Origin of the sequence: Microcystis sp. LE19-8.1F, from assembly GCF_027531715.1 — a bacterium.
GTDB classification, from domain to species: Bacteria; Cyanobacteriota; Cyanobacteriia; order Cyanobacteriales; family Microcystaceae; genus Microcystis; species Microcystis wesenbergii_A.
The window spans coordinates 16,581-38,630 of the sequence record NZ_JAPZSO010000004.1; the positions used below are offsets into that span (position 1 = coordinate 16,581).

At 40.9% G+C, this 22,050-nt stretch carries 25 protein-coding genes, 1 pseudogene and 1 riboswitch; of the genes and pseudogenes, 6 read left to right on the forward strand and 20 right to left on the reverse strand.

Annotated features, from left to right (window positions below):
- Positions 1-71 precede the first annotated feature (71 nt).
- Positions 72-296, forward strand: a complete 225-nt coding sequence (locus tag O9334_RS00530) for a hypothetical protein (RefSeq protein ID WP_238567855.1) — start codon at positions 72-74, stop codon at positions 294-296.
- Positions 297-372: 76 nt separating this feature from the next.
- On the opposite strand, the gene O9334_RS00535 is transcribed toward O9334_RS00530, so the two are convergent.
- The 12 genes from O9334_RS00535 to O9334_RS00590 form a co-directional block, all read right to left on the reverse strand.
- Entirely contained in the window at positions 373-930 is a 558-nt protein-coding gene (locus tag O9334_RS00535) for a DUF6997 domain-containing protein (protein WP_287998397.1), read from the reverse strand.
- 9 nt (positions 931-939) lie between these two features.
- On the reverse strand, positions 940-1,149 hold the full coding sequence (locus O9334_RS00540; RefSeq protein WP_287998400.1) for a type II restriction enzyme: 210 nt from the start codon (positions 1,147-1,149) through the stop codon (positions 940-942).
- Between the two features lie 29 nt (positions 1,150-1,178).
- Positions 1,179-2,093 (reverse strand): DNA adenine methylase, encoded by a 915-nt coding sequence (locus O9334_RS00545; RefSeq protein WP_045360561.1) that lies wholly within the window; start codon positions 2,091-2,093, stop codon positions 1,179-1,181.
- 218 nt (positions 2,094-2,311) lie between these two features.
- Positions 2,312-2,827, reverse strand: a complete 516-nt coding sequence (locus O9334_RS00550) for an alpha/beta hydrolase (protein WP_045360563.1) — start codon at positions 2,825-2,827, stop codon at positions 2,312-2,314.
- A 167-nt stretch (positions 2,828-2,994) separates the two neighbouring features.
- Entirely contained in the window at positions 2,995-3,321 is a 327-nt protein-coding gene (frp, locus tag O9334_RS00555; RefSeq protein ID WP_002746320.1) for a fluorescence recovery protein, read from the reverse strand.
- 229 nt (positions 3,322-3,550) lie between these two features.
- On the reverse strand, positions 3,551-4,513 hold the full coding sequence (locus tag O9334_RS00560) for an orange carotenoid-binding protein (protein ID WP_012265170.1): 963 nt from the start codon (positions 4,511-4,513) through the stop codon (positions 3,551-3,553).
- Between the two features lie 301 nt (positions 4,514-4,814).
- Positions 4,815-5,573: an ABC transporter ATP-binding protein gene (locus O9334_RS00565; RefSeq protein WP_287998405.1), complete on the reverse strand. Its 759-nt coding sequence runs from the start codon at positions 5,571-5,573 to the stop codon at positions 4,815-4,817.
- Positions 5,574-5,643: 70 nt separating this feature from the next.
- Positions 5,644-6,459, reverse strand: a complete 816-nt coding sequence (locus O9334_RS00570; RefSeq protein WP_045360567.1) for an ABC transporter permease — start codon at positions 6,457-6,459, stop codon at positions 5,644-5,646.
- A 218-nt stretch (positions 6,460-6,677) separates the two neighbouring features.
- Positions 6,678-7,718 carry an ABC transporter substrate-binding protein gene (locus tag O9334_RS00575; RefSeq protein WP_287998412.1) on the reverse strand — a complete coding sequence of 347 codons (1,041 nt, stop codon included), beginning with the start codon at positions 7,716-7,718 and terminating at the stop codon, positions 6,678-6,680.
- Positions 7,719-7,781: 63 nt separating this feature from the next.
- Positions 7,782-8,471, reverse strand: coding sequence for a hydrogenase nickel incorporation protein HypB (hypB, locus tag O9334_RS00580; RefSeq protein WP_080754322.1), 690 nt, complete (start codon positions 8,469-8,471; stop codon positions 7,782-7,784).
- A gap of 58 nt (positions 8,472-8,529) precedes the next feature.
- Positions 8,530-8,886 carry a hydrogenase maturation nickel metallochaperone HypA gene (gene hypA / locus O9334_RS00585; RefSeq protein WP_147070359.1) on the reverse strand — a complete coding sequence of 119 codons (357 nt, stop codon included), beginning with the start codon at positions 8,884-8,886 and terminating at the stop codon, positions 8,530-8,532.
- Positions 8,887-8,892: 6 nt separating this feature from the next.
- Positions 8,893-10,071 (reverse strand): agmatinase family protein, encoded by a 1,179-nt coding sequence (locus O9334_RS00590; RefSeq protein WP_002746369.1) that lies wholly within the window; start codon positions 10,069-10,071, stop codon positions 8,893-8,895.
- Between the two features lie 68 nt (positions 10,072-10,139).
- Positions 10,140-10,274, reverse strand: a riboswitch (guanidine-I (ykkC/yxkD leader).
- 488 nt (positions 10,275-10,762) lie between these two features.
- On the opposite strand from O9334_RS00590, the gene O9334_RS00595 reads away from it, so the two are divergent.
- The 3 genes from O9334_RS00595 to O9334_RS00605 all read left to right on the forward strand — a co-directional run bounded on the left by O9334_RS00595 (position 10,763) and on the right by O9334_RS00605 (position 12,302).
- The gene (locus O9334_RS00595; RefSeq protein ID WP_287998420.1) at positions 10,763-11,368 is read left to right on the forward strand and encodes a PEP-CTERM sorting domain-containing protein; all 606 of its coding nucleotides are present in this window, start codon (positions 10,763-10,765) and stop codon (positions 11,366-11,368) included.
- 473 nt (positions 11,369-11,841) lie between these two features.
- On the forward strand, positions 11,842-12,051 hold the full coding sequence (locus O9334_RS00600; RefSeq protein ID WP_044000149.1) for a hypothetical protein: 210 nt from the start codon (positions 11,842-11,844) through the stop codon (positions 12,049-12,051).
- Positions 12,048-12,302 carry a type II toxin-antitoxin system RelE family toxin gene (locus O9334_RS00605; protein ID WP_190380889.1) on the forward strand — a complete coding sequence of 85 codons (255 nt, stop codon included), beginning with the start codon at positions 12,048-12,050 and terminating at the stop codon, positions 12,300-12,302. Before O9334_RS00600 ends, O9334_RS00605 begins: the two co-directional genes overlap by 4 nt.
- A 364-nt stretch (positions 12,303-12,666) precedes the next feature.
- Here O9334_RS00605 and O9334_RS00610 read toward each other — a convergent pair whose 3' ends face one another.
- The 8 genes from O9334_RS00610 to O9334_RS00645 form a co-directional block, all read right to left on the reverse strand.
- Complete coding sequence (locus tag O9334_RS00610; RefSeq protein ID WP_045360577.1) at positions 12,667-13,632, reverse strand: permease; 966 nt, start codon at positions 13,630-13,632, stop codon at positions 12,667-12,669.
- 217 nt (positions 13,633-13,849) lie between these two features.
- The gene (locus tag O9334_RS00615; RefSeq protein WP_045360580.1) at positions 13,850-15,187 is read right to left on the reverse strand and encodes an anthranilate synthase component I; all 1,338 of its coding nucleotides are present in this window, start codon (positions 15,185-15,187) and stop codon (positions 13,850-13,852) included.
- A gap of 349 nt (positions 15,188-15,536) precedes the next feature.
- The gene (locus O9334_RS00620; RefSeq protein WP_002801269.1) at positions 15,537-15,914 is read right to left on the reverse strand and encodes a hypothetical protein; all 378 of its coding nucleotides are present in this window, start codon (positions 15,912-15,914) and stop codon (positions 15,537-15,539) included.
- A gap of 36 nt (positions 15,915-15,950) precedes the next feature.
- Entirely contained in the window at positions 15,951-17,669 is a 1,719-nt protein-coding gene (locus O9334_RS00625; RefSeq protein ID WP_045360583.1) for an ABC1 kinase family protein, read from the reverse strand.
- 146 nt (positions 17,670-17,815) lie between these two features.
- Positions 17,816-18,577, reverse strand: a complete 762-nt coding sequence (locus tag O9334_RS00630; protein ID WP_287998432.1) for a HEPN domain-containing protein — start codon at positions 18,575-18,577, stop codon at positions 17,816-17,818.
- Positions 18,561-19,625 carry a ParA family protein gene (locus O9334_RS00635; protein WP_287998437.1) on the reverse strand — a complete coding sequence of 355 codons (1,065 nt, stop codon included), beginning with the start codon at positions 19,623-19,625 and terminating at the stop codon, positions 18,561-18,563. Before O9334_RS00635 ends, O9334_RS00630 begins: the two co-directional genes overlap by 17 nt.
- A 172-nt stretch (positions 19,626-19,797) precedes the next feature.
- Positions 19,798-20,481, reverse strand: coding sequence for a Uma2 family endonuclease (locus O9334_RS00640; RefSeq protein WP_287998442.1), 684 nt, complete (start codon positions 20,479-20,481; stop codon positions 19,798-19,800).
- Positions 20,482-21,104: 623 nt separating this feature from the next.
- Positions 21,105-21,344, reverse strand: coding sequence for a hypothetical protein (locus O9334_RS00645; protein ID WP_287998445.1), 240 nt, complete (start codon positions 21,342-21,344; stop codon positions 21,105-21,107).
- Between the two features lie 8 nt (positions 21,345-21,352).
- Here O9334_RS00645 and O9334_RS00650 point away from each other — a divergent pair, with 8 nt between their 5' ends.
- Complete coding sequence (locus O9334_RS00650) at positions 21,353-21,619, forward strand: glutaredoxin family protein (protein WP_002750529.1); 267 nt, start codon at positions 21,353-21,355, stop codon at positions 21,617-21,619.
- Between the two features lie 151 nt (positions 21,620-21,770).
- Positions 21,771-22,050, forward strand: a pseudogene (locus O9334_RS00655) (hypothetical protein); the annotation flags it as partial.

Genomic DNA, 22,050 nt, shown 5'->3' on the forward strand with positions numbered 1-22,050 from the left:
AGTGCGTCAATACTACCAACAAGGGAAAGTCTTTCGGGGAAACATTGATGATATTATCGCAGAATTAAACAATGACTAAATTAATTCTAAGCTCATCCTTTAAACGAGCTTTTAAGATAATCATTAAAAGCCGACCCGATTTAAAAAGCAAAATTGAGGCTAAATTAAGATTACTTGCTGACGATTTAATTATCTTTTCTATAAGTATGCTACAGGTTTTGAAAAATGTTATTACAAGGGTAAACGAGGCATTTTTTGCAGATCAAAATGGTCGATTTATTCTAGGGTTCTCATGAGAGACATTCTAGATTCTGATCCGCTTAATCAACAATGAGTTAATTGCGTCTAACTGATATGAGAACTACGATAAATTTAGCTTATGATTTCAAATCTCGCTGAGTCCACCAGCTTAATACTATTATAATTGTCTGGATTTTCAAACTCGAATTTCCATAAATAATATATATTTGATTTCTTAGCAAAAAATAGTGTAACAATTTTCTTTTTAGTATGCAGTTGCCATTGTCTAGATGGATAATATAACTGTCTGATAATTACATTGTCTATACTTAAGTTTTTGGCTTCAATCAGGACAATTTGGTTCTTGCCTTCATATCCTGCATCCACCTCTGTTTGTACACCTTTAATCTTAAGAACATGATCATTAATTTTTAGTGTAAATTCAGGGGTATATTTTCTACCACGAATGGTTAATACTAGGCTATTATCTTTGATAAAGTGACGAATTAGACTCGATGCGTAAGCGAAGTCCAGATGTTGCATTTCTGAATCACCTATCAAAGAAGTTTCTAATTGAAAATCTAATAAAGTTCGATAATTTTGTATGGGTGTTTCTATGATAGGAATATCAACATAACCCTCGCCCTTTAAGATCACATACTCTCCATTCTTGACTGGTAAAATAAACAATCCTAGCTTTTAAAAAACTTCTGGACGGCTTTCTCTTGTATCTTGTTTACATAAAATTCTTACTTCTCTTTCCCCTGTAGTTTCAAAATGTTTTGTGGCTGCCTTAATCTGTTCAGCCTTAATAAAATAAGGATGATTACAAAAATCATAATCGTGCAATTTATATATATCGAATACAGCTTGCCACCCTCGATCTCTTGAAGAAATATTTTTATTCATGTCCTCTTTTCTGTTAGGCTTAATTTTTGTCAATTATTGATCAGTAATTCCCAGATTTCTCCCCTATTATTGCCCTGGGAATTGATATTTCGTCGGGCTTTTACCCTTTGAATATTATAATTTTTATATAAATCATCAAAAAAATTGTTGTCAGAGTCAAAGTTTTTAACGTCGGAATTGCTTAAAATAAATTTATAACCAGCCTGATCCACTCGATCAATAAATTGTTTTAATCGTATTTGCTCCTCATCGTTAAAATCTTCTTTAGTATAAGAGGTAAAAGCTGATGTTTTTTTAATCGGTTTATAGGGAGGATCAAAATAAAATAAAGTCTTGTTATTGGCATAATTTAGGGTTTGGACAAAATCCCCTTGTAGGATCGTCACTTTCTGTAAATGATGGTTGACAGCTAATAAGTTTTCTTCATTGCAGATCAATGGTTTGACATATTTTCCAAAAGGGACATTAAAAAGTCCTTTGCTATTGACTCTATAAAGTCCATTAAAACAAGTTTTATTGAGAAATAATAACAAAACTGTTTTTTCTATATCGTCATCGCAGCTGCGAGAATTAAATTCTATTCTTTTATCCAAAAAAAACTTTTGTTGTTCCTCTAGATTTTTAAGTTCATAAAAATCCTGCTGAATTTTTTTTAGCTTGACTATTAATTCTTTGACATTATTTTTAATAACATTATAAGCCATGATTAAATCAGGATTGATGTCATTAATAATAACTTTTTGGACAGGATAAAAATTATTTAAGATTGAGAATAAAACCGCCCCACCTCCGACAAAAGGTTCAATGTAGTTAAACTGACAATCTTGAGAAATCTGGGAATTAATCAAAGATAGAATATTGGGAACCAGTTGAGTTTTGCCTCCCGCCCACTTTAAAAAAGGTTTGCCGCTAACTGTTTTCCTTCGAGACAAAGAAGTGGTCATTATTCCTACCAGATTATCCTAATTTATTCAATTTACAGCGCAATTCATGAAAACCTGATCAGAGAATGCGTTACGCTGGGCTAACGCATCTGAATATCCAATATAAGTAACTGATTATAATTAAATTGAAGATAGATTTTGGGTTTGATCCCCCCTGCCCCCCTTAATAAGGGGGGTATCGGACAATTTTTAACACCTACCTACTTATCTATTAGATATCAGAAAGGTAAACGGGGCATTTTTTTCAATACTGATTCAATTTGGTTGATTAAATCCAGCAGACGATTGCCATCCAGATGAACCTCGCTGGTGGGATAATTGTCGAGGACTTCGATGATTTGAATCTCGTTATCGTTGAGGGCAGAAGTGACTAGGGAACCGCGTAAAGCTTGCCGACTAGCGGCTCGATTGGGGGTGTGGACAATTTCGGCGGCATAGTCTAGCAAACTTTCGCCAAAAAAACTATTAAGAAATTTGGAAAGAAAGACGGCATCCACCGCTACCCGACGATTAAGGATTTTGCGGAATTCTTCGGGTTTTTGGTTAGCCATCTTTAATTGTGCCGCTAAAGCGGGAGCTAATTCGCCTGTTTCGCTCAATTGCTTTAATTCTGATACCGATACGGACCCTTGGAAGATGTAGTATTTGATGATAGCTGATTCGGCGGCTGACAAAGACTGACAAACACCGAGAAAGATAGATATTCCTAGGGGAAGTAAAAGATTTTTGAACATAAACCAAAGGTGCAAAACAAGCGATAAGCGATCGGGATGATTGACTCATTCTAGCGGGATTGGTTGCCGCTTAGGAAAAACTTAAGACGGGGTTGATTATCTAGAGATGAATTTTTTAGTCACCCAACTAGGAGCAGAAAGCTGATAGCTTAATGCTAATCATTAATTTACATTCGCGAGAGGGCAGCGATTTTCGCTAGTTTATCTTTTTCCAAACCGTTGAGATCCTCTAGCTTTAACCATCCTTCCTTTAATAGTTGAGCAAAGACAAAAATTAGGGAAGTATAGCGATAGTCATATTTACCATCAATCTGATGTCGTCGGGCGCTTAGATAATCGTGCATTTGCCAGATATCATCTAAAACCGTGATCTGACCAGACTGTTCTTTAATATGTTCTATTAAAGTGCTAGTTTCTCGCTGATAGGCTTTTTGGAAAGCAGTTTGAGCAATTTCTTGTTCGGTATCTGACCAAATTATTTCACTCATAGGCATGATTTTAGTTTTAGGGATGATAATTTTTGGTTTTTGAACTACCTCGACTCTTTTCGCCGACACCTGTTAAGAATGATGTTTAGTTATTCTTACCTAGATCGGAGAAGAAACCGGTGTATTTACCAATTTTTTTAAGTCAGCCTTTTAATTGTAGAAAAAAAAGAGTTCACTTGACAAGGAACTCTAATAAGTTTCATCAGAATTTTTAATGATTTCTCTCAGTAGCTATTTAGCCACGGGCAAAGTTTAATAATTCTTTCGGAGAAGCTAATAAATCGATCGCTACGAAGAAAATTTTATTATCAGGAGTTAGGAGGAAGCGCCATGCCATATTCATACCCACACCTGCACCAAACCAGGGGGTTTGTACTTTTCCCGTCACTTTAATCTGAGTAAAACCGTCATCGGCGGGTTCCACTACGCCGCATTCGGGGATTAATTTCAAATTTTGGCATTCTTCCCGGAAAAAGCGATATACTGCCTCTTTACCGACGATGGGACGTTGGAAAGGTGGTTGCAGAGCGCCGTCAGGGGTGAATAATTCAATTAATACATCAAAGTCATTAGCGTTGAGGTTGTCCATATAGTTGAGGACGGTGGCATTGGTAACGCCTTCAATGCTAACTTTGGTCCGTTCGGCAATATTTTGGGGAGGAACCACGGGTTCGGAAATACGGTTATAATCGCCCAGTTTCTTGGGATCATAGCCCATATCGACCACACAATTCCGCAGAACGGTGATTTGTTGTCCCGACTCTAATTTTTTAATCCCGTCTAAAACGGCACTAGCATTAGCGGATAGTTGATAACCCTTGGGAATTGGGGCAACACTGCCATCTTCCATCCATTGTCCTAATTGATACCAGAATCCCAGTTTGATATTAGCAGACCAAGTGCCGTAGGTACGACAAATCGGGGTGTCAGCATGGTTGGCTAAGTCGCACATCACCTGCGATTGTTGCAAGGGTGACATCTGCCGAATTTCATTCATGGTTTTTTCGGCAAACACCATACTAGCAGCGCCGGGGGCGGCAACGGTGATGGTTTTGCCCATTTCTAGGTAGGCAAACCAAATCAAGGCTAGTTGATCTTCGGTATTCAGCTGATTGAAACGCGCAATCGTGGCGGGAACCACATCCGCTGATAGCGTGTTGGGGAAAATGCTCCGCGCTGATTCGATCGTAAACGGCATAGATTCACCTTGAAGTAAAGTTTTGTATCAATTTACTCTCATTCTATCATATTTGCGCCCCAAGGCAGCACCGATGGAGAAACTTTCCCAAAAAAAGCTGTACTTTAGATCACACTTGCCCGGGATTATCACTAAATCTTAATGGTTGAACAACTGTTCCATCACTTATTTAGGGTTTGCGGCAGCAGCGAGCGATCGCTGTTTGGCGATGCTAGATAACCGAAAGTATCTCTAAAGGATGATTTTTGCTGCTCTAACTCGTTTTCAACCCAGGACTACTCTTGATGATCCCTAGTTTTTTCTAGCATTTCTCACCCCGTAGCAGGCCGTAAATTTCATCCGTATAGTCATAAAACTGAGCTTGTCGTTTAATTTTATAATTACGATCTACGGGTAAATTAATTGTTAATTCTCGTTGTATAGTCCCCGGCCTAGCACTCAAAACATAAATACGTTGAGCCAAAAAAACCGCTTCATCCACATCATGGGTAATCATTAAAATACTACACCTAATTTTTTGCCAAATTTCAATTAAATATTCGTGCATTCTTTCTTTGGTTTGTACATCTAAAGCCGCAAAAGGTTCGTCCATTAATAAAACTTTGGGATGACAGGCAAGAGAGCGGGCGATCGCCACCCGTTGTTTCATCCCACCCGATAGTTCTCTAGGGTAAGCATTAGCGAATTGGGTTAAACCGACAATATCCAGATAATAACAGGCTACTTCCCAGCATTCTTTTGTCGATAATCCCTGTAGTTTTAAGCCAAATTCAACATTTTTTTGGATCGTCATCCAGGGATAGAGTGTATAATTTTGAAAAACCATGCCGCGATCGGCTCCTGGCCCTGTCACTTCAACACCATCAACGGTAATTTTGCCGGAAGTGGGCAGCTCTAAACCCGCAATCATTCGCAACAAAGTCGATTTTCCCGAACCAGAGGCCCCGACCGCACAGACAAATTCAGCACTTTCAACGTGTAAATTAATATCTTTCAGAGCGACCACAGCACCTCGTTTAGTGGTGAAAATTTTATTGAGTTGAGTAATTTCTAAGTGCATTAAGGTTCTTCTCTTATCATTAAAATAACTTTAGTGGTGACAGAATAAACTCTGTGCTTGAGTTTTTAGATTAACGAGTAATTGACCATTTACAAGTCCAATGCAAAAGCAAGCGAAAACTTAAATCTAGGGCAAAGCCAATAATTCCCAGGACAATTAAACAGGCAAAAATTTCATCGGTTCTCAGAAATTTCTGGGCCAATAAAATCCGTTTGCCTAAGCCATTATCGGCCGCCACCAATTCCGCCACCACTACCAAATTCCAGGCGGCCGCCATATTAACACGAAAAGTATCGATAATATTAGGAATAATATAGGGAGTAATCACTTTAAATAAAACCTGTTTTCGCGTTCCTCCAAGGGTATAAGTTACTTCGATTAATTCACGGGGAATAAACTTGACCGCATCCATAATCATCAGAGTATTAAAGAAAATTGTCCCGATAAAAATGAGCATAATTTTTGACGTTTCTCCAATACCCAAATAAATAACCAATAGGGGAATAAAAGCAGGAGCGGGCATATAACGTACAACGCCAATAATCGGCTCCATTAAACTGCGAATACTCGGAAAAGTTCCCATTAAAATCCCCAGGAGAATAGCAAACAATCCTCCCAAAAAAAAGCCCCCAACTACTCGTAAAAAACTGGTAATAGTATCTTGAATTAAAAAGCCCTGTTCTGCCAATTTTCCTAAGGCCTGAATAACGGCTAAAGGAGAAGGCAAAAATACGGATTCAATGCCCGCAAAACTAGAGATTAGTAACCAGAAAATAAGCGGGACAATAATAGAGGAAACCATTAAAGTCCACTTTAGGGATTCGGGAATATCCTCGGTAATCCGCCAAAAAGTGCTTTGAGGAAGCGTTTTAGGTGTTGTGGTCATGGTATTTTCAAAAGAAAAGAATAATTTTGATAGCCAATATCACCCAGTTAAGTAGTCGTGCAAAATTAATTTCTTGGTTAGGATAGGCAAAAGGCAAGAGGCAAAAGGCAAGAGGTAGTTAGATATGTGTAATTAATTTTTCTTAGGTACTTATCAAACAATTCTTGAAGTCAACTTATCTCCCTAATCAATCTTGTAGATAATGATCGAGGGGCTAATTAGGCTTTTTTGTCTTGATTTGCCAACGCCTTGACAAATTGGGCATCGAAAATGGTTGTTAGATCGGGGACTTTTTTAATAAAGCCAACTTCCCTCATAAAATCAGCCATTTTTTGAGCGGCAAAGGGCATATTTTTCATGGTTTTACCAGGACTAAAGGCTTCTAGGTTTTCTTCTAAGGTGAAAAACTTCGTTCCCTCTTTATATAAGTCCAATTCTTCTGGGCTAATGCCGGCACGCTTGGCCATAATCTCATCGGCTTTTTGGGGATTTTTAGCCATAAAGTCTCGAACCTCAAACCAGGTTTTGACAAGAGCCTGAACCTGTTCTGGTTTTTCTTTTATTAATTTGGCACTGACAACTAATAAATCAGGAATAGCACCGGGAAAAGCTTTAGAACTAATTAATTCTTTAGAACCTTTTCTTTTAAGGGCTGTTGACCAAAAAGGTGGAAAAGCACCAACTGCATCTACTTTTCCCGATGCAAAAGCGGCAGCAGCAGCCCCTGTTTCCATGGGGACAATTTGCACATCTTTACGGCTCATTCCCTCTTTTTCTAGGGCTAAACTGAGGAGAAAGTCACCGACAACGCCTTCTTCGACTGCAACTTTTTTGCCTTTTAAATCTTGAATAGTTTTAATCTCTTCTGTGACAATAATTTTATCATTTCCTGACGAATTATCATTGACTAAAACAGCAACTTGACCATTCACTGCATCTCCTGCAAAAGCGATTGTATCGTTGAGAGTTTGACTATTTCCATCTAATTGTCCGGCGGCCAAAGCTTGTAAGGATTCAAGATAACCATCAAACCATTTCATTTGAACATTAGCCCCATTTTTAGCAAATAATCCCTCTTCTTCAGCGATCGCCCATGGCCACCAACCGGCCCAGTTACTATAACCAATGACAATCGGGGCAGTATTACTCAGAGAACTACTTGCATTGGGGGTTTGCTGAGGAGCTTGATTGCAACTAACGGTCAGGAGTAAGCTACTAAAAAAAACGAGAGGTAAGGAGAAAAAATTGCGCCGTTTCATAGGTAATAGCCTTTAGAGATGACAGATAGTAAAACAGAAATAAATCTCAAAAACTGTTACTGATTAACAATTCAAGAACCTAGTCCTATTGACTTGGCTTTTTAGCCAATTTAACCACTCTTCTAAACCTTCTCCTGTTTGAGCAGAAAGAGCAATAATCTTTACATCGGGATTCATGGAGCGAACATTTGCTTCTAAACGTTTTAAATCAATCTCTAAATAAGGAGCCAGATCTAATTTGGTAATAATCAGACAATCCGCTTCTTGAAACATAATTGGATATTTGAGGGGTTTATCTTCTCCTTCAGTAATACTTAATAGAGCAACTTTAGCGTGTTCCCCTACCTCAAATTCGGCGGGACAAACTAAATTTCCCACATTTTCCACCAACAATAAATCAAACTCTTTGGGGTTATAATCTTCTTGGAAACGATGAATTCCCCCGGCTACCATTTTGGAATCTAAGTGACAGGAGCGACCCGTATTAATGGCAATTACCGGAACTCCATATTGTCTCAGGCGCTCTGCATCTAGTTCTGTAGTCATATCGCCTTCAATAACAGCCATTTTTAATTGATCTTTTAAGGCTGCGAGGGTTTTTTCCAATAATACAGTTTTACCCGCACCGGGACTACTCATCAGGTTTAAACAGGTAATGCCCCACTCGTCAAAATGTTCCCGGTTGTGATCGGCTCCTGCTTGATTGGCATGAAGTAGATTAATTTCTAGGGCCGCGTCAAAAGTTTGGTGCATTTTAATTGAGAATGAATAATTAATCATCGAACTTGTAAAAGCGATCGCCCAACTTTGTTTAAGAATCTAAAGAATATTCAATGTGGTCAATTTTTAACTCTCGACCTGAACGAATATCCTCCATCGGTGATCGACAAATTGGGCAGGAATATTGCTGGCCAATTTGGGGTTGATAATCCTTTTGGCAGCAATGACAATAAGCAATTAGGGGAATATTTTTAATGGCTAATTCCACGCCAGCAAGAAAAGTATTGGCAGTTTGAACTTCAAAGGCAAATTGTAAACTGACCGGTTCCACACAGGTAAATTCACCAACCATGAGATGAATTTTTTCAATTTTGAGCTTTTCAGGTTGGCTATCATACCAATCTCGAACTGTCATAATTAACGCCTTGGTCATATCAGTTTCGTGCATAGGAAATTACTGCCAGGGTTCGTCAACGGCCAGATTGGCATCAGGATGAATATAATAGGGCTTTTCTTTACGCGGTAATTGACCTGAAATAACCAGATGGGCCATGGCATCACAAATAACACGGGTAGCCATCAAAGAGGTCATATCACTAATATCGTAGGGAGGGGAAACTTCCACCACTTCCATACCACAAATGGGAGCTTTTTGGATAATTTTACCTAATAAAGCTAAGGCTTCACGGGGTAATAAACCGCCAGGTTCTGGCCAACCCGTACCGGGGACAAAACCGGCATCAATGCAATCAATATCAAAACTGATCCAAACGCAATCCGTACCATCTAAAGCTCGTTCTAAGGCAAATTCGGCGGCGGCATCAATGCCTCGTTCCACAATGTCGGTGACGGTCAAAATATTAGTGGCCCGCTCGCGGCAAACTTTAACACCTTGACGGGGAACTTGCCAACCACCAATCCCTAATTGGACGAGATTTTTAGCAGGAGCATTTTTCATATTGGTGGCATGAAACCAGGGGCAAGTGTGCATCCGTTCATCTAAATCCGTTTCCTGGGTATCCACATGGCGATCAAAGTGAATAATACCGACTTTTTTATCCCCTAAATGCCGACAAATACCCCGCACTGTCGGAAAACCAATGGAATGATCACCCCCTAAAATAATCGGCAAGGCGCCGGAACTAAAGACATGGGCAACCCCCTTAGAGATTTGATCAAAGGACTTTTCATTATTAGCAGGAATGGTGAAAATATCCCCCAAATCACAGAGCGTAATTTGTTCGCGCAGATCTACTCCTAATTCAAAATTGTAGGGCGTATAAAGGGCCGAAATCCGCCGAATTCCCTGGGGTCCAAAACGAGTTCCGGGTCGGTAAGTTGTCCCCGAATCATGGGGAACACCGACGATTGCCACGTCATAATTGCCCACATTCCGCACATCTTCCAAATAGGGGGCCTTCATAAAGGTGTTAATTCCCGCATAGTGGGGTAACTCACCCCTGGAAAAGGTGGGAATACTGCGATCGCGAATACTATCGGCCGCCTCTAAACCGTAGGTTAACCCCTGAGAAACTTCCTGTTGCCAACCGGTTAGGGGCAAATGGCGTTCTTTTTCTAGGGCCTGTTGAGCTTCGGTTAAATGCGGGGGTTGAAAAGTAGATTCCTCGGACATCATTTCACCTCAAAATACAATAACCCGGGAGTCTTCAAAGACACTGCCTCAAAACAGTTATCCTTAAAGTCTCCCGGGCTTTTATCCCGCCGTGTAGCCAGCTTAGATGGAAAAAATTTTTGATTCGATCATTTAAGACTAGCTTGCTCCTCTCGGACCTGACATTTAAAGAAGTTTAAATCGGAACCCTAGAAGCAATTTCTTTGACCTTAGACGATCTCAATCCCAAAAACAGTATCATAGACTACATAAAAGGGATTTTTCCCGCTTAAATATGGTTTGCTGAAAAAGTCTCTTGGTGGGGGCAGGGTGTGGGCTGTAGGGTGTAGGGTTTTACCAGTTTTCAGGTGGTCAACTACCTAATTTTCAGGGAAAAAGTGCCTAAATTTTGGCGTTGTCAGATCAGAATATGAAGAATGAATTGCGACACAACGAAAGCCTTGCTCTTAAAGCGTTGTCAAGTCTGCTCTGACGCGCCATAAATAAACTTGACAACGCCGGTCATTTTTGGTAAACTCCTGGGCAGTTTCAAGCGCAACAACACTTTTAGGAGGCATTTAGTTGTGACATTAGCAAAACTAATCAAAAACTTCGTGGGGGGGGGATAATACTTATCAGTCTCTCCGTCGCCAGTGGAGTACAAGCGGCAACTATTACGGTTGCTCGCGAATCTAATCCTTGGCTGGCAGGGATGCCAAATGGCTCTACAGCTTCCTTTACAGATGTTGCTCCCGATCAATCTCCTGTACAAGTGTCGGGACTTTCCCTGATTCCCGGACAAACGCTCAATTTCTCCGTGACCGGGGCAGTCAGCAATACTCCCTTCCTACCCCCACCCACTGCTACGCCAGATGGGGGATTTTTTATTAGCCATGAGCCTGGGAGTCAAAATGGAATTTCCAATATTACCGCTCCGATTAATTCTCTTCTCGGTGTCTTTTTAGATAACAGCCAGCCAGATTCGACTCCTGCACCTGCAGCTCTTAACTTTTCTTCAATTGGACTCAATTTTTCTTCGTTAGCTCCACAAGTTAAGCAAGTTTTCTTCATTGGCGATGGACTGACAGGAACCGGCAGTGGTGCTGTGCAGAATTTCATCGTTCCTACTGGAGCAACTCGCCTCTTCCTGGGTCCAATGGATGGTTTTGGATGGAAAGGCAACACTGGAAGTTTTAGCGTGACAGTTCAAGCAGTACCTGAACCCAGCACAATTTTCGGCTTAGGTATATTAGGATTTGGTGCTTTCTTCAAGCACAACCTAGCTAAATCTAACAAGTCAAATAAACAGGACAACTAAACGGGTTAAATTTTGGGCGCAATGTTTGCGCCCCTACATTGCACCTGGTGTAATCGGTAGTGGCCTATAGTGTACTGCCTTTCTTCGATAATCCTTTCTTATCACCATAACTCCGGCAAGCAGAATTAAGATGAGTTAGAGTTTAAATGCTTGGGAAAATAGGGCTTGTAGGCGCACGGATTTTCCATCATGAATATAATATCATGTCAAGGGGCTTTTGTCAAGAGAAATTTTGACAACATCCAGAAAAACGTAGCCTATTGTAGGGCTAATTCATGAATTAGCCGATTGTAGGGGTAATTCATGAATTACCCCTACACCTATTACCTAGTGATAAGTAAAACGTAGGGTGCGTTAGACGGCAAAAATTTATGCTTTGACTTGAAGCTAACAATCCGTCCTAACGCACCACCTAATCATCGACTATGATTGAATTAATCACTGATGACTGATAACTGATGACTGATAAAGCTATGACACTCAAAGAACAACTAATTAAAGAAATCGAGCAGACACCTGACACCCTTTTGACTGAATTACTTGACTTTTTGCTCTTTATCAAAGAACGACATACTGAAATAGAAATTACAGAAGAAGAGCAGGCTAACATAATCGCTTCTGAATCAGCTTATCAAGCAGGAGACTATCTAACCCTCGAAGAATATGAGGAAACTCAAGCATGAACTACAGAGTTATTATTCCGAAACCAGTTCAAAAACAACTAAACAACTTACCCAAACAACAACGCGAACGCTTAATTACTGCCATTAGACTACTTACCGATACACCTCGTCCTAGCGGAGTCAAGAAACTCAAAGGATATGATGACACCTACCGAATTAGAATAGGGGATTATCGCATCATTTACAAAATTCAAGATCAAGAAATGTTTATTATCATATTGAGTAGTATTCATCGAAAAGATGCTTATTGAACCTCTAAGTAGGTGGGTGGAATTAAATATAAGATGAACGTAGGTTGGGTTGCCTATAGATATTGCTAATCAACAGGATCATCATCTTTATGGAGTTCCCAAATCTTAAGCAAAGCAGAACCTCTCTATCGAGAAGCGATTAAGATTGTTACCCAAGTATTAGGGGAAAATCATCCCTATACCCAAACAATTATGGAGAACTATAAAACTATGTTGTCGCAACTCCAGCAAGCAGAATTAAGATGAGTTAGAGTTTAAATGCTTGGGAAAATAGGGCTTGTAGGCGCACGGATTTTCCATTATGAATATAATATCATGTCAAGGGGCTTTTGTCAAGAGAAAATTTTTCTGACCCAGAAGAAATTCAACCTAGATAAAAACTGAGGATCAGAGCCACTAAAAAACTCATTAACAGGCATAAAATTCCGAAATAAAGGACGATTTTAGGACGGAAAGCTGATAGGAGGAGGATAAAAGCTTTAATATCAATGAGGGAAGCGACCAGTAAAAAAGCTAGAGTGGAACCCACGGACAGATTAGTAATTAAAGAACCGGGGACAAAAGTGCTAAGACTGGCATTAACAGCGAGGGTGAAACCAAAAAACAACTGCACGAGAATTTGAGTAACGGGAGTATTCCCCCAGGCAATTAATTGACTCTGAGGTAATAATAGCTGAAAGACACTAGCGATCGCACAGCCAATGATTAATAATCCCCCTAATTCCAGTGCTTCATCGATAAAGTTATCGAGAAATAACTGCAGAGAAATTGGCCAAGCTTGCCTATCTCTAGTTTTATACTCATAAACAAGACTGCCGACTCTTTGCAGGGGTTGACTGGCTGCTTCCTCCGGTAAAAAACTACCGGAAAGAACTAAACTCGATTCTAGGGGAATTTCGCTATCTGTGCGGGGTTTTTCCCGATAGAAACTAAAGAGAGTGCCGATAAAAATTGCCATTAACCAGACCGAAAGCGATCGATAGAAAAAAATACTAGAATAGGTGAAAGTCTGCCAAGTTAGCCAAAGAGTGACGATATTTAGGGTAGGTGCAGCGGTGAGAAAGCTAAACACCACCCCTGGGGGTACTCCCTCTAATAAAAATCTTCTAGCGACGGGAATCGTGCCGTATTGTCCGACGGGTAAGATTAATCCGATTGTACTGCCAACGATCGCTCCTAACAGTCGATTACGGGGAAATATCGCCGCTAATCGCTGTTTATTGACGAAAACCAGCAAAAAACTGGAAACGGCTGCCCCCAAAAGTAAAAAGGGAAGCGAGGTCAAGACTAAACTAAGAAAAAAAGTAACAGCGATAGAAATTTGATTCATGAATAGGGTTCAAGATCGGAAGCTATCCTACAAAATAGCAGATAAGGTAAAAAGTAAGTAGTCGTGCCAAATTAATTTCTTGGTTAGGATAGGCAAAAGGCAAAAGGCAAAAGGCACTCATGCAAGAGGTAGTTAGATATGTGTAATTAATTTTGCTTAGGTACTTAAAAAGATCGGTTTTAGATGCAACAATAGGTTAGTTTGTTGAAATCAAAAATTAAAAAGAACGTAAAGCGATTAATTGTGCCTCAGCTTTATGAAGGGATTCTAACCATTCTTTTTCGGGATCGCTATCGGCAACTATTCCCGCTCCCACCTGTCCCCAAACGGTGTTTAAATTCCCTTGAGTAGTCATTAATAGGGTACGGATGAGAATATTCAAATCTAAATGACCCCGTAGGTCAATATAGCCACAGGAACCATAGAATAAATTGCGTCGCACCGGTTCCAATTCTTCGATAATTTCTAGACAACGAACTTTCGGACAACCGGTAATTGTTCCGCCGGGGAAAAGAGCTTTAATTAAATCAATAGCATGATACTTTTTATCTAATTTTCCTTGAACATTACTGACCAAGTGCATAACATGACTATAACGCTCGATCGTCAGTAATTCATCCACATAAACCGATCCCCATTCACAAACTCTACCTAGATCATTACGTTCTAGATCCACTAGCATAATATGCTCGGCCCGCTCTTTTTTATTAGTTAATAGTTCCTCGGCCAATTGTCGATCGAGTGCCTCAGTTTTACCCCGAGGACGGGTTCCAGCGATCGGTCTAGTGCTGGCTATTCCTCTTTCTAATTTCACCAATCTTTCGGGAGAACAACTAATCATTTCTCCCCAAGGGGTGCGCCAATAACTGGCAAAAGGAGAAGGGTTTATCTGTTGTAAACTGCGGTAAATTTGCCATCCTTTTGCCTTAGTTGTGCTTTGAAATCTTAGGGATAAATTTGCTTGAAAAATATCACCTTTTCTGATATAATCTAGGGCTTTTTTAACAGCTTTTTCGTAGTCGAGTTGAGAAGTATAAAAGATTAAGGGAGAGGGATGAGGATCGATCAACTCAAAATCGGGGTTAGTGGTTAAAGATTGTTCGTATTTATCCAAATCTTCGGGTTTAGTGGCAGCTAACCAGAGAATTTGTGCTTGGTGATCGAGAAGGGCAAAACTATCTGGTTCATACCAATAAGCGACGGGAAAAGGGAGAGTATCAGCTTTCCTGTCGGGTAATTTTTCTATTTCCCAAGCTAAATCGTAGCCTAACCACCCCAACCAACCGCCATGGAAGGGAAGATGGTCGGGAAGCACATCCGATCGAGTTTGGGGGAGTAAACTGCTTAAAAAGGGCAAAATTTCGCCCAGTGCGGGGGTCCAAAGCTGACGCGGGGAACCAGCACAAAGAGAGTAACGGGAGAGGGAATTACCCGGATAGGGACTTTCTAGTAAAGTAGCGATCGCATCTTGGGAGAATAAGCAAGCAAAAACCTCGGAACCAGTGCGCTGATGCAGAGGAAGCGATCGCCAATGCCATGCTAAAGGTTTTTGCATCTAAAATCGCGGGCCAAAATAGCTGGGAAATTGGGTATAACTAGGGTTTGCGGCAAAAAGTTTTTCGTGGGGGTAGGGTGTAGGGTGTGGGGTGTGGGGTGTGGGGTTTTACCCATTTTCAGGTGGTCAATTACCTAATTTTCAGGGAAAAAGTCCCGGAATTTTCCCCCCAATCACTCCAATGGTCGGCACTTTTTGAGGGAAAAAAAGTCTAAAGACCTTATCCAACAAGGTTTTTAGATTTATTCAGCCAACCCTAACTAGGGTTTTGGTGTTAGTTGTGGGGGAGTTGATCTTTCCTATCTGCTAACACCTATTCTCTTCGTCCTAAATGTTTGCTGCCTCCTAATTATCCCCGATAATCGAGGTCAATTTCTTTAGAACCGCCGCGCTGTAATTGGCCTAATAATTCCCCTAACTGACTCCAAACCAAACCACCGATAAAGATAGTCATCGGGAGAGAGATAGCGTAGGCAACCCAACCATTGAGAATAAATATATCTAATCCCGAGGCAAGGAAAAGACAGATTCCTACACAAATACCAATAAAAGGAATTTGTAAGGAACTGGATTTTAAAAGATTTTGATCGTCCGAACCCTTATTTTTATACCAATTGTTAACCACTTGCTTGAGACTAGCTTCAAAAGCGGCCCCGCAGGTAATACCGATAAACAAACCGGCAACAACCAGAAAATAGGGCGGTTGGGGCAGAAAATAATAATCCATAGAAAAAGTGATTAACCGATGTTGACCTTAAACACTTTAACGCGAACTGGTTTCTCGCGGAAGGACAGCGGCCACACCTTGGGACGATAATTCCCGAAAAGCGCTCATGGCCACATCCAAGAGTCGCCGCGGTTGCAATTCTCCTTGAATTAAACCCCAGAGACGTTGCACTTCGGCAGTATGGAGACGGTCATCTTCCGTTAAAGCTAATAGCAATTGACGACGCAGATAACGACCTTCTTCCGAGAGAAGAAAAGTGATGCCTAATTGCGCGGTGGGCAGTAAATCGAAGTTACTTTCCGATCGAGCCATTGTAATCATGTTTTCTAGGCGTTGCCACTGGAATTTACCGTCTTTGAACAGCACATCCAATAAACGTCGGCGCAGTTGGGGCGATTCCCCGGTCAGGAGACGTTTAGCGACGTAGGGATAGGCCACTTGGACGATTTTGAAGTTAGGATCGAGGGTGAGGGCTGCCCCTTCTTGGGTGACGAGGGAACGAATAATCAGGGCGAATTTGGCGGGAATCCGGAAGGGATACTCGTACATCAATTCGGAGAAATCATCGGTAATGGTGCGGAAATTGAAGTCACCGACCCTTTGACCGATGGCATTGCCTAAAACTCGTTCTAGGGCGGGAATAATGGGTTTTATATCGGTTTCTGGGGTTAAAAATCCCAGTTTGACAAAGTTGCTGGCTAGGTTTTCGTAGTCTTTGTTAATTAAATCGACGACGCAACTGGCGAGGGTTTCTTTAGTTTCCTCCTCTAACTGATCCATCATGCCAAAATCGATATAGGCCATGCGACCATCAAAGGTGGCGAAAAGATTACCCGGATGGGGATCAGCATGGAAAAAGCCGTGTTCGAGGAGTTGCTGTAATCCAGAGGTTACGCCGATTTTAACGATATTATTGGGGTCTAATCCTAAAGCTTTGATGTTCTCGGTATCGGTGAGTTTATAGCCATCAATCCATTCCAGGGTGAGGACGCGGCGACCACTATAACGCCAGTAAATACTGGGAACTTTAACTTCAGGGTTATTTTGGAAGTTGGTGGCGAATTTTTCAGCGTTGCGACCTTCGTTTTGATAGTCGATTTCCTCAAACAGTTTGGTGCCGAATTCATCGACAATCAGGGTGAGGTCGTGGCCGAGATTGAGGGGTAATAAACGACCGAATTTTTGAGCAGCCCAGCGCATTAGGTATAAATCGAGGCTTAAAAGCGCCCGCAGCCCCGGTCTTTGCACTTTAACGGCTACTTCTTCGCCGGTGGGTAGAATCGCTTTGTAAACCTGTCCTAAACTAGCGGCAGCCACAGGGGTGGGGGATATTTCTTGATAGGCTTTTTCTACAGGCATTCCCAATTCTGTCTCGATAAGGGCAAAAGCGATGTCGTTATCGAAGGGGGGAAGTTGGTCTTGCAGTTTAACTAATTCGTCTAAAAAGTCTTTGCGAACGAGGTCGGGGCGGGTAGAGAGAGCTTGACCGACTTTGATGAAGGTAGGACCCAAACGGGTGAGAATTTGCCTAAGTTCGCTGGCACGCTGGTATTTATTGGCTTCTTCTTGCTTTGTCCATTTGTCCCAGAGGAGACTGAGCAGAAATAATCCTAAAGACCAAATAATCACGAAAGCGCGACCGAACAATTGCCAAGGTTTGTAACGGTATTCTTGAGCGATCGCTTCTGCACTGTAAGGAGTGAACTGTGTTTCTTCTCGTTTCCGGTCAGTTTGACTGTCTTGATGCCGACTCACTAGCTAATCTCTATATATCTTACGCCACTTGACATTGTATCTAAGTTCCTGACATCAGTATACAAAACTACACATTATTTAATAATTGTTATAATTCCCTGAGAAATTATAAGTATTTATAACTAGACTGCTGGGGAAATTTTCGGCTAGTGGATGTCCTCAAGTACCTGATGGATATTTTCAACAAGCTGTTCTATAAAGGTAACGGCATCATTAACGAGATTTTCATCGATATTCCAGCGACTGCCAATGCCATAACTCGGGTCTATATCAGCTTCGTGGGCGATTTTGTTCCTTCGATCAACAATTATGCTAAGTTGGCTTTTAATATCTTTGGCTGGTTTATTTAGTTTGCTGGCCACTTCTTCCCACAATTTCTTGGCTGAAATTAATCTAATGGCCTCCGCTATCTTGTCCGGTTGTTGAAAGCTTTTATATCTGAGGTTTTCTCTAATTTCAGTCTCTAGCCAATAATTACTATTAAGTTTGTTGGTGAGGAGATTTTCAATCATTGGTAGTAACTCGGAAATTGAGCGAGATTCTTGATCAAAAAAAGAACCGTAGTTTTGTTGAATTTCGTTCTCTAACCAAGAGCCAATACTAATAGCTATCAATCGTTCTTGTCCTGCGCCATTCAAGGAGACTTGAAAACGAGAAAAGGCAGATTGAGAACTGTTAGGAGTGGGAGAAGGTTCTGAACGTTGGCCTCGATAAATTTCTAGCATTCCTAGAGTAACCACTTCGTGAATATAATAATCTAAAGCGCTCACAGTCAGGACTAAAGCGGCTCTGAGGATATCCGATACATCTAGGGCCGAAGTAGTCTGAGATTTGAGGGAATTGTGGATAGCGATCAAGTCACGAACGCGGGCAAGACTAAGGCGAAATTGTTCAATGGCTAACTGCATAAATCTCGGAGGTAAGACCGATAACTTTGTCTGCTAAGTCAGAAAAAATATCTTTAAATTTTTGTTGTTTTTCTTGGGCTTGATCTAACACTTTACCTTGCCATTCTAATTGTTCAGCAGTTAGCGCAAAAACGGGCGTTTGATGCTCTTGAGATAAGGCAATAAGACTATTAAAATCAGGTATTTTTACTAGAGTACAGCAAGCCGGTACACCATTCTGATCGTAGATAAATTTCGGTAGCATCATGCCATTTTTTTCTAGAGATGGAATCATTTTATTGCCAATATTTTCCTCGATTTCGTTAATCCAGTTTTCAAGAGCTTTTGTTTCTTGACCACCTCTGATTCGATAGTTTTGAACAATAGTTCCCAAAAAATGTAGGTTAACTTCGGGAAAGGGATAGTTGGCGGTTTTGAGAATTGGTAAAGCACTAGCTGCCTTGGCCCATTGGTGCCACTTAGGCAATATTTTAGCTAAAGAATCGATAGCCATAACCGAGAAAAAATCTGGCGTGGTTGGCACAATAAAAAAGTTGCTGGTCATCAGTATATTTTGATTGATTGACCCCAAACTGGGACTCATATCGATTAAAATATAGTCAGCTTCAAATCTTTCGGCAGTTTTGTCTAATAAATATGTAATCGCACCGGGGAGATTTTTTAAAGCCTGAATTGACCCACTAAGTTCTTGAGCAATACCTAGGGTAACTTCATATTCAGCTAACCCCACATGACCGGGCAATAGAAATAAACGATCACGACCATCAATAGGAATACAGTCCACAGCTTCAATTAATCTCGGTTGAGACTCAAAAGCAGGTGCTAAAGCTGTTTTAATATTATAGTAAGTATTGTAGATGGCTTGTAGTCTTTCCTCCCTATCTTCACTTTCTTTAGCCAAAGCCATACCAGTTAAGTTACATTGGGGATCGGTATCGACAATAATTACTCTTTTGCCCTTCTCAGCAAGCATCCAACCAAGGTTAAAAGTGGTTGTAGTTTTGCTGACTCCACCTTTATGATTAAAAAAAGCTATTTTTTGCACCATGGCATTAATTATATTTGAAGATTGTTGCCCTTGGTCATTATTGTAACATCAGTGTGGAGATTTTGCCATGATTTCTAGGCTAGAATCAGAGTTTCGGATTACTCATCTTAATGCCTAGCAATTAAGGAAAAATTGCGCCGTGGTTTCCACCCTAACACCCCCAACCGGATATTTAAGCAATTTCATCGGGATTAATGCCCAATTCTCGCAGCTTTTGGGCTAATTTTTCCGCTCGTTGTTGTTCTCTTTCTTTGGCTAATCTTTCCTGTCGGGCCGACTCTTGAGGGGTGGGAACCAATTCACCCGATTCGGTGAAATAGCGCAATTTATTGGCAAAAATCCCTAAATATAATCCTAGTTGCTTACTCCATAAATAACCATTTTTATTGGGGGTAATCGGTTGGTATTGTCCCTCGATTAAAGTGAATCCTTGCCATTCTAAAGTATTAGGATCAAACAAAAAATATTCAGGAGTCCGGAAAGTATGCTGATATAGTTCCTTTTTGGCTTTTCTGTCCACATTAGCGGTGGAATCGGAGAGAATTTCGATGATTAGATTGGGATATTTACCCCCTTCTCCCCAGACAACCCAACTTTTCCTGGTACGTTTCTCTGTATCTAAAACCACGAAAAAATCTGGTCCACAAAAATCTCGCTGTTTCAATTGCCTTTCGTTATAATAAATAGTCAAATTGCCCGAGGCATAGTAATCGTTTCTATCTTGCCAGAGCCAATCAAGACAAGATAATAATAAAATAATTTGTTGTAAATGCAGATCACTTTCCAAGGGTGGTTCATCACTCCATAAATCGGTGGGAGGACAGACAATATCGGTAGCAATATCTAGGGTTGTCATCGTTTATAAACCCATTGAGTCAATTTGGGGTGATTCTAGCAACAAGCCACAATCAATACAATTATATTATAAGTCTGATTGTTTTGCTTGGGGCGCATCTCATTTTTGTAAATCGACTAAGTTGCGATTTTTAAGGGGAAACTTTCTCCTAAAATCGGGCGTTACTTTCGGTTTTATCACTAAATCCAAGCTTTTGGAGGGTTCTACCCCCCAACGGGGTAGGGTTGATTCATAGTAGGGTTGATTCATGAATCAACCCTACTGGACTGTTTCAACTAAAATAGGGCAATAGATTTCGGCTTAAAGTCTTAGATTATAGAATTTATAGCATTTTTCTAATACACCAAATTAGCTGAAACAATCCACTACCGCGCATTAGTTTTTCGGTGAGATGCTTACACGCGATTGTTCATATTTTTGTACCAATTTAATAGTCACTGATAATTGCTAATTGTCGGTATTTCTGCAAATGTGAGATGCACTCCTTAATCTTCCGCTCGGTCCTAGGGAGATTTTTGTCAAGTCTGAACTCGAATTACTTAACAATTCGGTGAAGGTAAATCAACGAGAGCCGTTAATCTTTATTAAGGGGGATTTGCCCTCAATTCCCTTAGTTGAAGGACTTATAAAAACCAGAGGAAAGCAATTAAAATAATAGTGAGAGTGGCGGCAAAAATGAGAGCGTATTCAATTTTTTGATTGATAATACCAATAACCATGACTAGGGTAATTGCCAGAAGAAACACACCGATATAGACTAGATCTTGAGTACCTGAATTAACTAAATTATTATTTAAAGTCGGTGTGGGTGTGGGAGTTTGTAGAATTGTTGATGAGAGACTAATCGTGGAGGTAATGAACATAAATATTTATGACTACCATAGAACTAATTTTATACAGTAAACCGGACTGTCATCTTTGCGAAGGGTTACTAGAGAAACTAGAAAAAATCCGTCAACCGGAGTGGCAGTTAGAAATTAGGGACATTACCAGTCGAGAGGATTGGTTTAACGCTTATCAGTACGAAATCCCCGTCCTCTGTCAAAAACTAGCCACGGGGGAAAAAATCCTCCCTCGTCTTTCCCCCCGGGCAAATGCCGAACAATTAGCCCGTCTTTTAGCCAATAATTTAACCTAGGAGCTAATTAGGGTTTGCTTAATAAATCTAAAAACCTTGTTGGATAAGACTTTTAGACTTTTTTTCCCTCAAAAAGTGCCAGCCATTGCGGGGATCGGGGGCAAAATTCCTGGACTTTTTCCCTGAAAATTAGGTAATTGACCACCTGAAAATGGGTAAAACCCCACACCCCACACCCCCCACCCCCCCCCCCCCACCCCCCACCCAACCCCCCCCCAAAAAATTTTTGCGCCAAACCCCAATAACCCGCCAAGGAAAAACCCCCCGGCGAGGGGGGGGCGCACACCGGGCGCCCCGTTATCCCCCCACCCCCGGCGCGGGGTTTTTCCCTTGCCGGGTTATTTGGGTTTGGGGCAAAAATTTTTTGGGGGGGGTTGGGGTGGGGGTTTGGGGGTGGGGGGTGTGGGGTGTGGGGTGTGGGGTTTTACCCA

Coding starts and splice junctions, on each gene's coding strand:
- O9334_RS00530 (WP_238567855.1), top strand. CDS start 72: ATGACTAAATTAATTCTAAGCTCATCCTTTAAACGAGCTTTTAAGATA.
- O9334_RS00540 (WP_287998400.1), bottom strand. CDS start 1,149: ATGAATAAAAATATTTCTTCAAGAGATCGAGGGTGGCAAGCTGTATTC.
- O9334_RS00545 (WP_045360561.1), bottom strand. CDS start 2,093: ATGACCACTTCTTTGTCTCGAAGGAAAACAGTTAGCGGCAAACCTTTT.
- O9334_RS00550 (WP_045360563.1), bottom strand. CDS start 2,827: ATGTTCAAAAATCTTTTACTTCCCCTAGGAATATCTATCTTTCTCGGT.
- frp (WP_002746320.1), bottom strand. CDS start 3,321: ATGCCTATGAGTGAAATAATTTGGTCAGATACCGAACAAGAAATTGCT.
- O9334_RS00560 (WP_012265170.1), bottom strand. CDS start 4,513: ATGCCGTTTACGATCGAATCAGCGCGGAGCATTTTCCCCAACACGCTA.
- O9334_RS00565 (WP_287998405.1), bottom strand. CDS start 5,573: ATGCACTTAGAAATTACTCAACTCAATAAAATTTTCACCACTAAACGA.
- O9334_RS00570 (WP_045360567.1), bottom strand. CDS start 6,459: ATGACCACAACACCTAAAACGCTTCCTCAAAGCACTTTTTGGCGGATT.
- O9334_RS00575 (WP_287998412.1), bottom strand. CDS start 7,718: ATGAAACGGCGCAATTTTTTCTCCTTACCTCTCGTTTTTTTTAGTAGC.
- hypB (WP_080754322.1), bottom strand. CDS start 8,471: ATGCACCAAACTTTTGACGCGGCCCTAGAAATTAATCTACTTCATGCC.
- hypA (WP_147070359.1), bottom strand. CDS start 8,886: ATGCACGAAACTGATATGACCAAGGCGTTAATTATGACAGTTCGAGAT.
- O9334_RS00590 (WP_002746369.1), bottom strand. CDS start 10,071: ATGTCCGAGGAATCTACTTTTCAACCCCCGCATTTAACCGAAGCTCAA.
- O9334_RS00595 (WP_287998420.1), top strand. CDS start 10,763: ATGCCAAATGGCTCTACAGCTTCCTTTACAGATGTTGCTCCCGATCAA.
- O9334_RS00600 (WP_044000149.1), top strand. CDS start 11,842: ATGACACTCAAAGAACAACTAATTAAAGAAATCGAGCAGACACCTGAC.
- O9334_RS00605 (WP_190380889.1), top strand. CDS start 12,048: ATGAACTACAGAGTTATTATTCCGAAACCAGTTCAAAAACAACTAAAC.
- O9334_RS00610 (WP_045360577.1), bottom strand. CDS start 13,632: ATGAATCAAATTTCTATCGCTGTTACTTTTTTTCTTAGTTTAGTCTTG.
- O9334_RS00615 (WP_045360580.1), bottom strand. CDS start 15,187: ATGCAAAAACCTTTAGCATGGCATTGGCGATCGCTTCCTCTGCATCAG.
- O9334_RS00620 (WP_002801269.1), bottom strand. CDS start 15,914: ATGGATTATTATTTTCTGCCCCAACCGCCCTATTTTCTGGTTGTTGCC.
- O9334_RS00630 (WP_287998432.1), bottom strand. CDS start 18,577: ATGCAGTTAGCCATTGAACAATTTCGCCTTAGTCTTGCCCGCGTTCGT.
- O9334_RS00635 (WP_287998437.1), bottom strand. CDS start 19,625: ATGGTGCAAAAAATAGCTTTTTTTAATCATAAAGGTGGAGTCAGCAAA.
- O9334_RS00640 (WP_287998442.1), bottom strand. CDS start 20,481: ATGACAACCCTAGATATTGCTACCGATATTGTCTGTCCTCCCACCGAT.
- O9334_RS00645 (WP_287998445.1), bottom strand. CDS start 21,344: ATGTTCATTACCTCCACGATTAGTCTCTCATCAACAATTCTACAAACT.
- O9334_RS00650 (WP_002750529.1), top strand. CDS start 21,353: ATGACTACCATAGAACTAATTTTATACAGTAAACCGGACTGTCATCTT.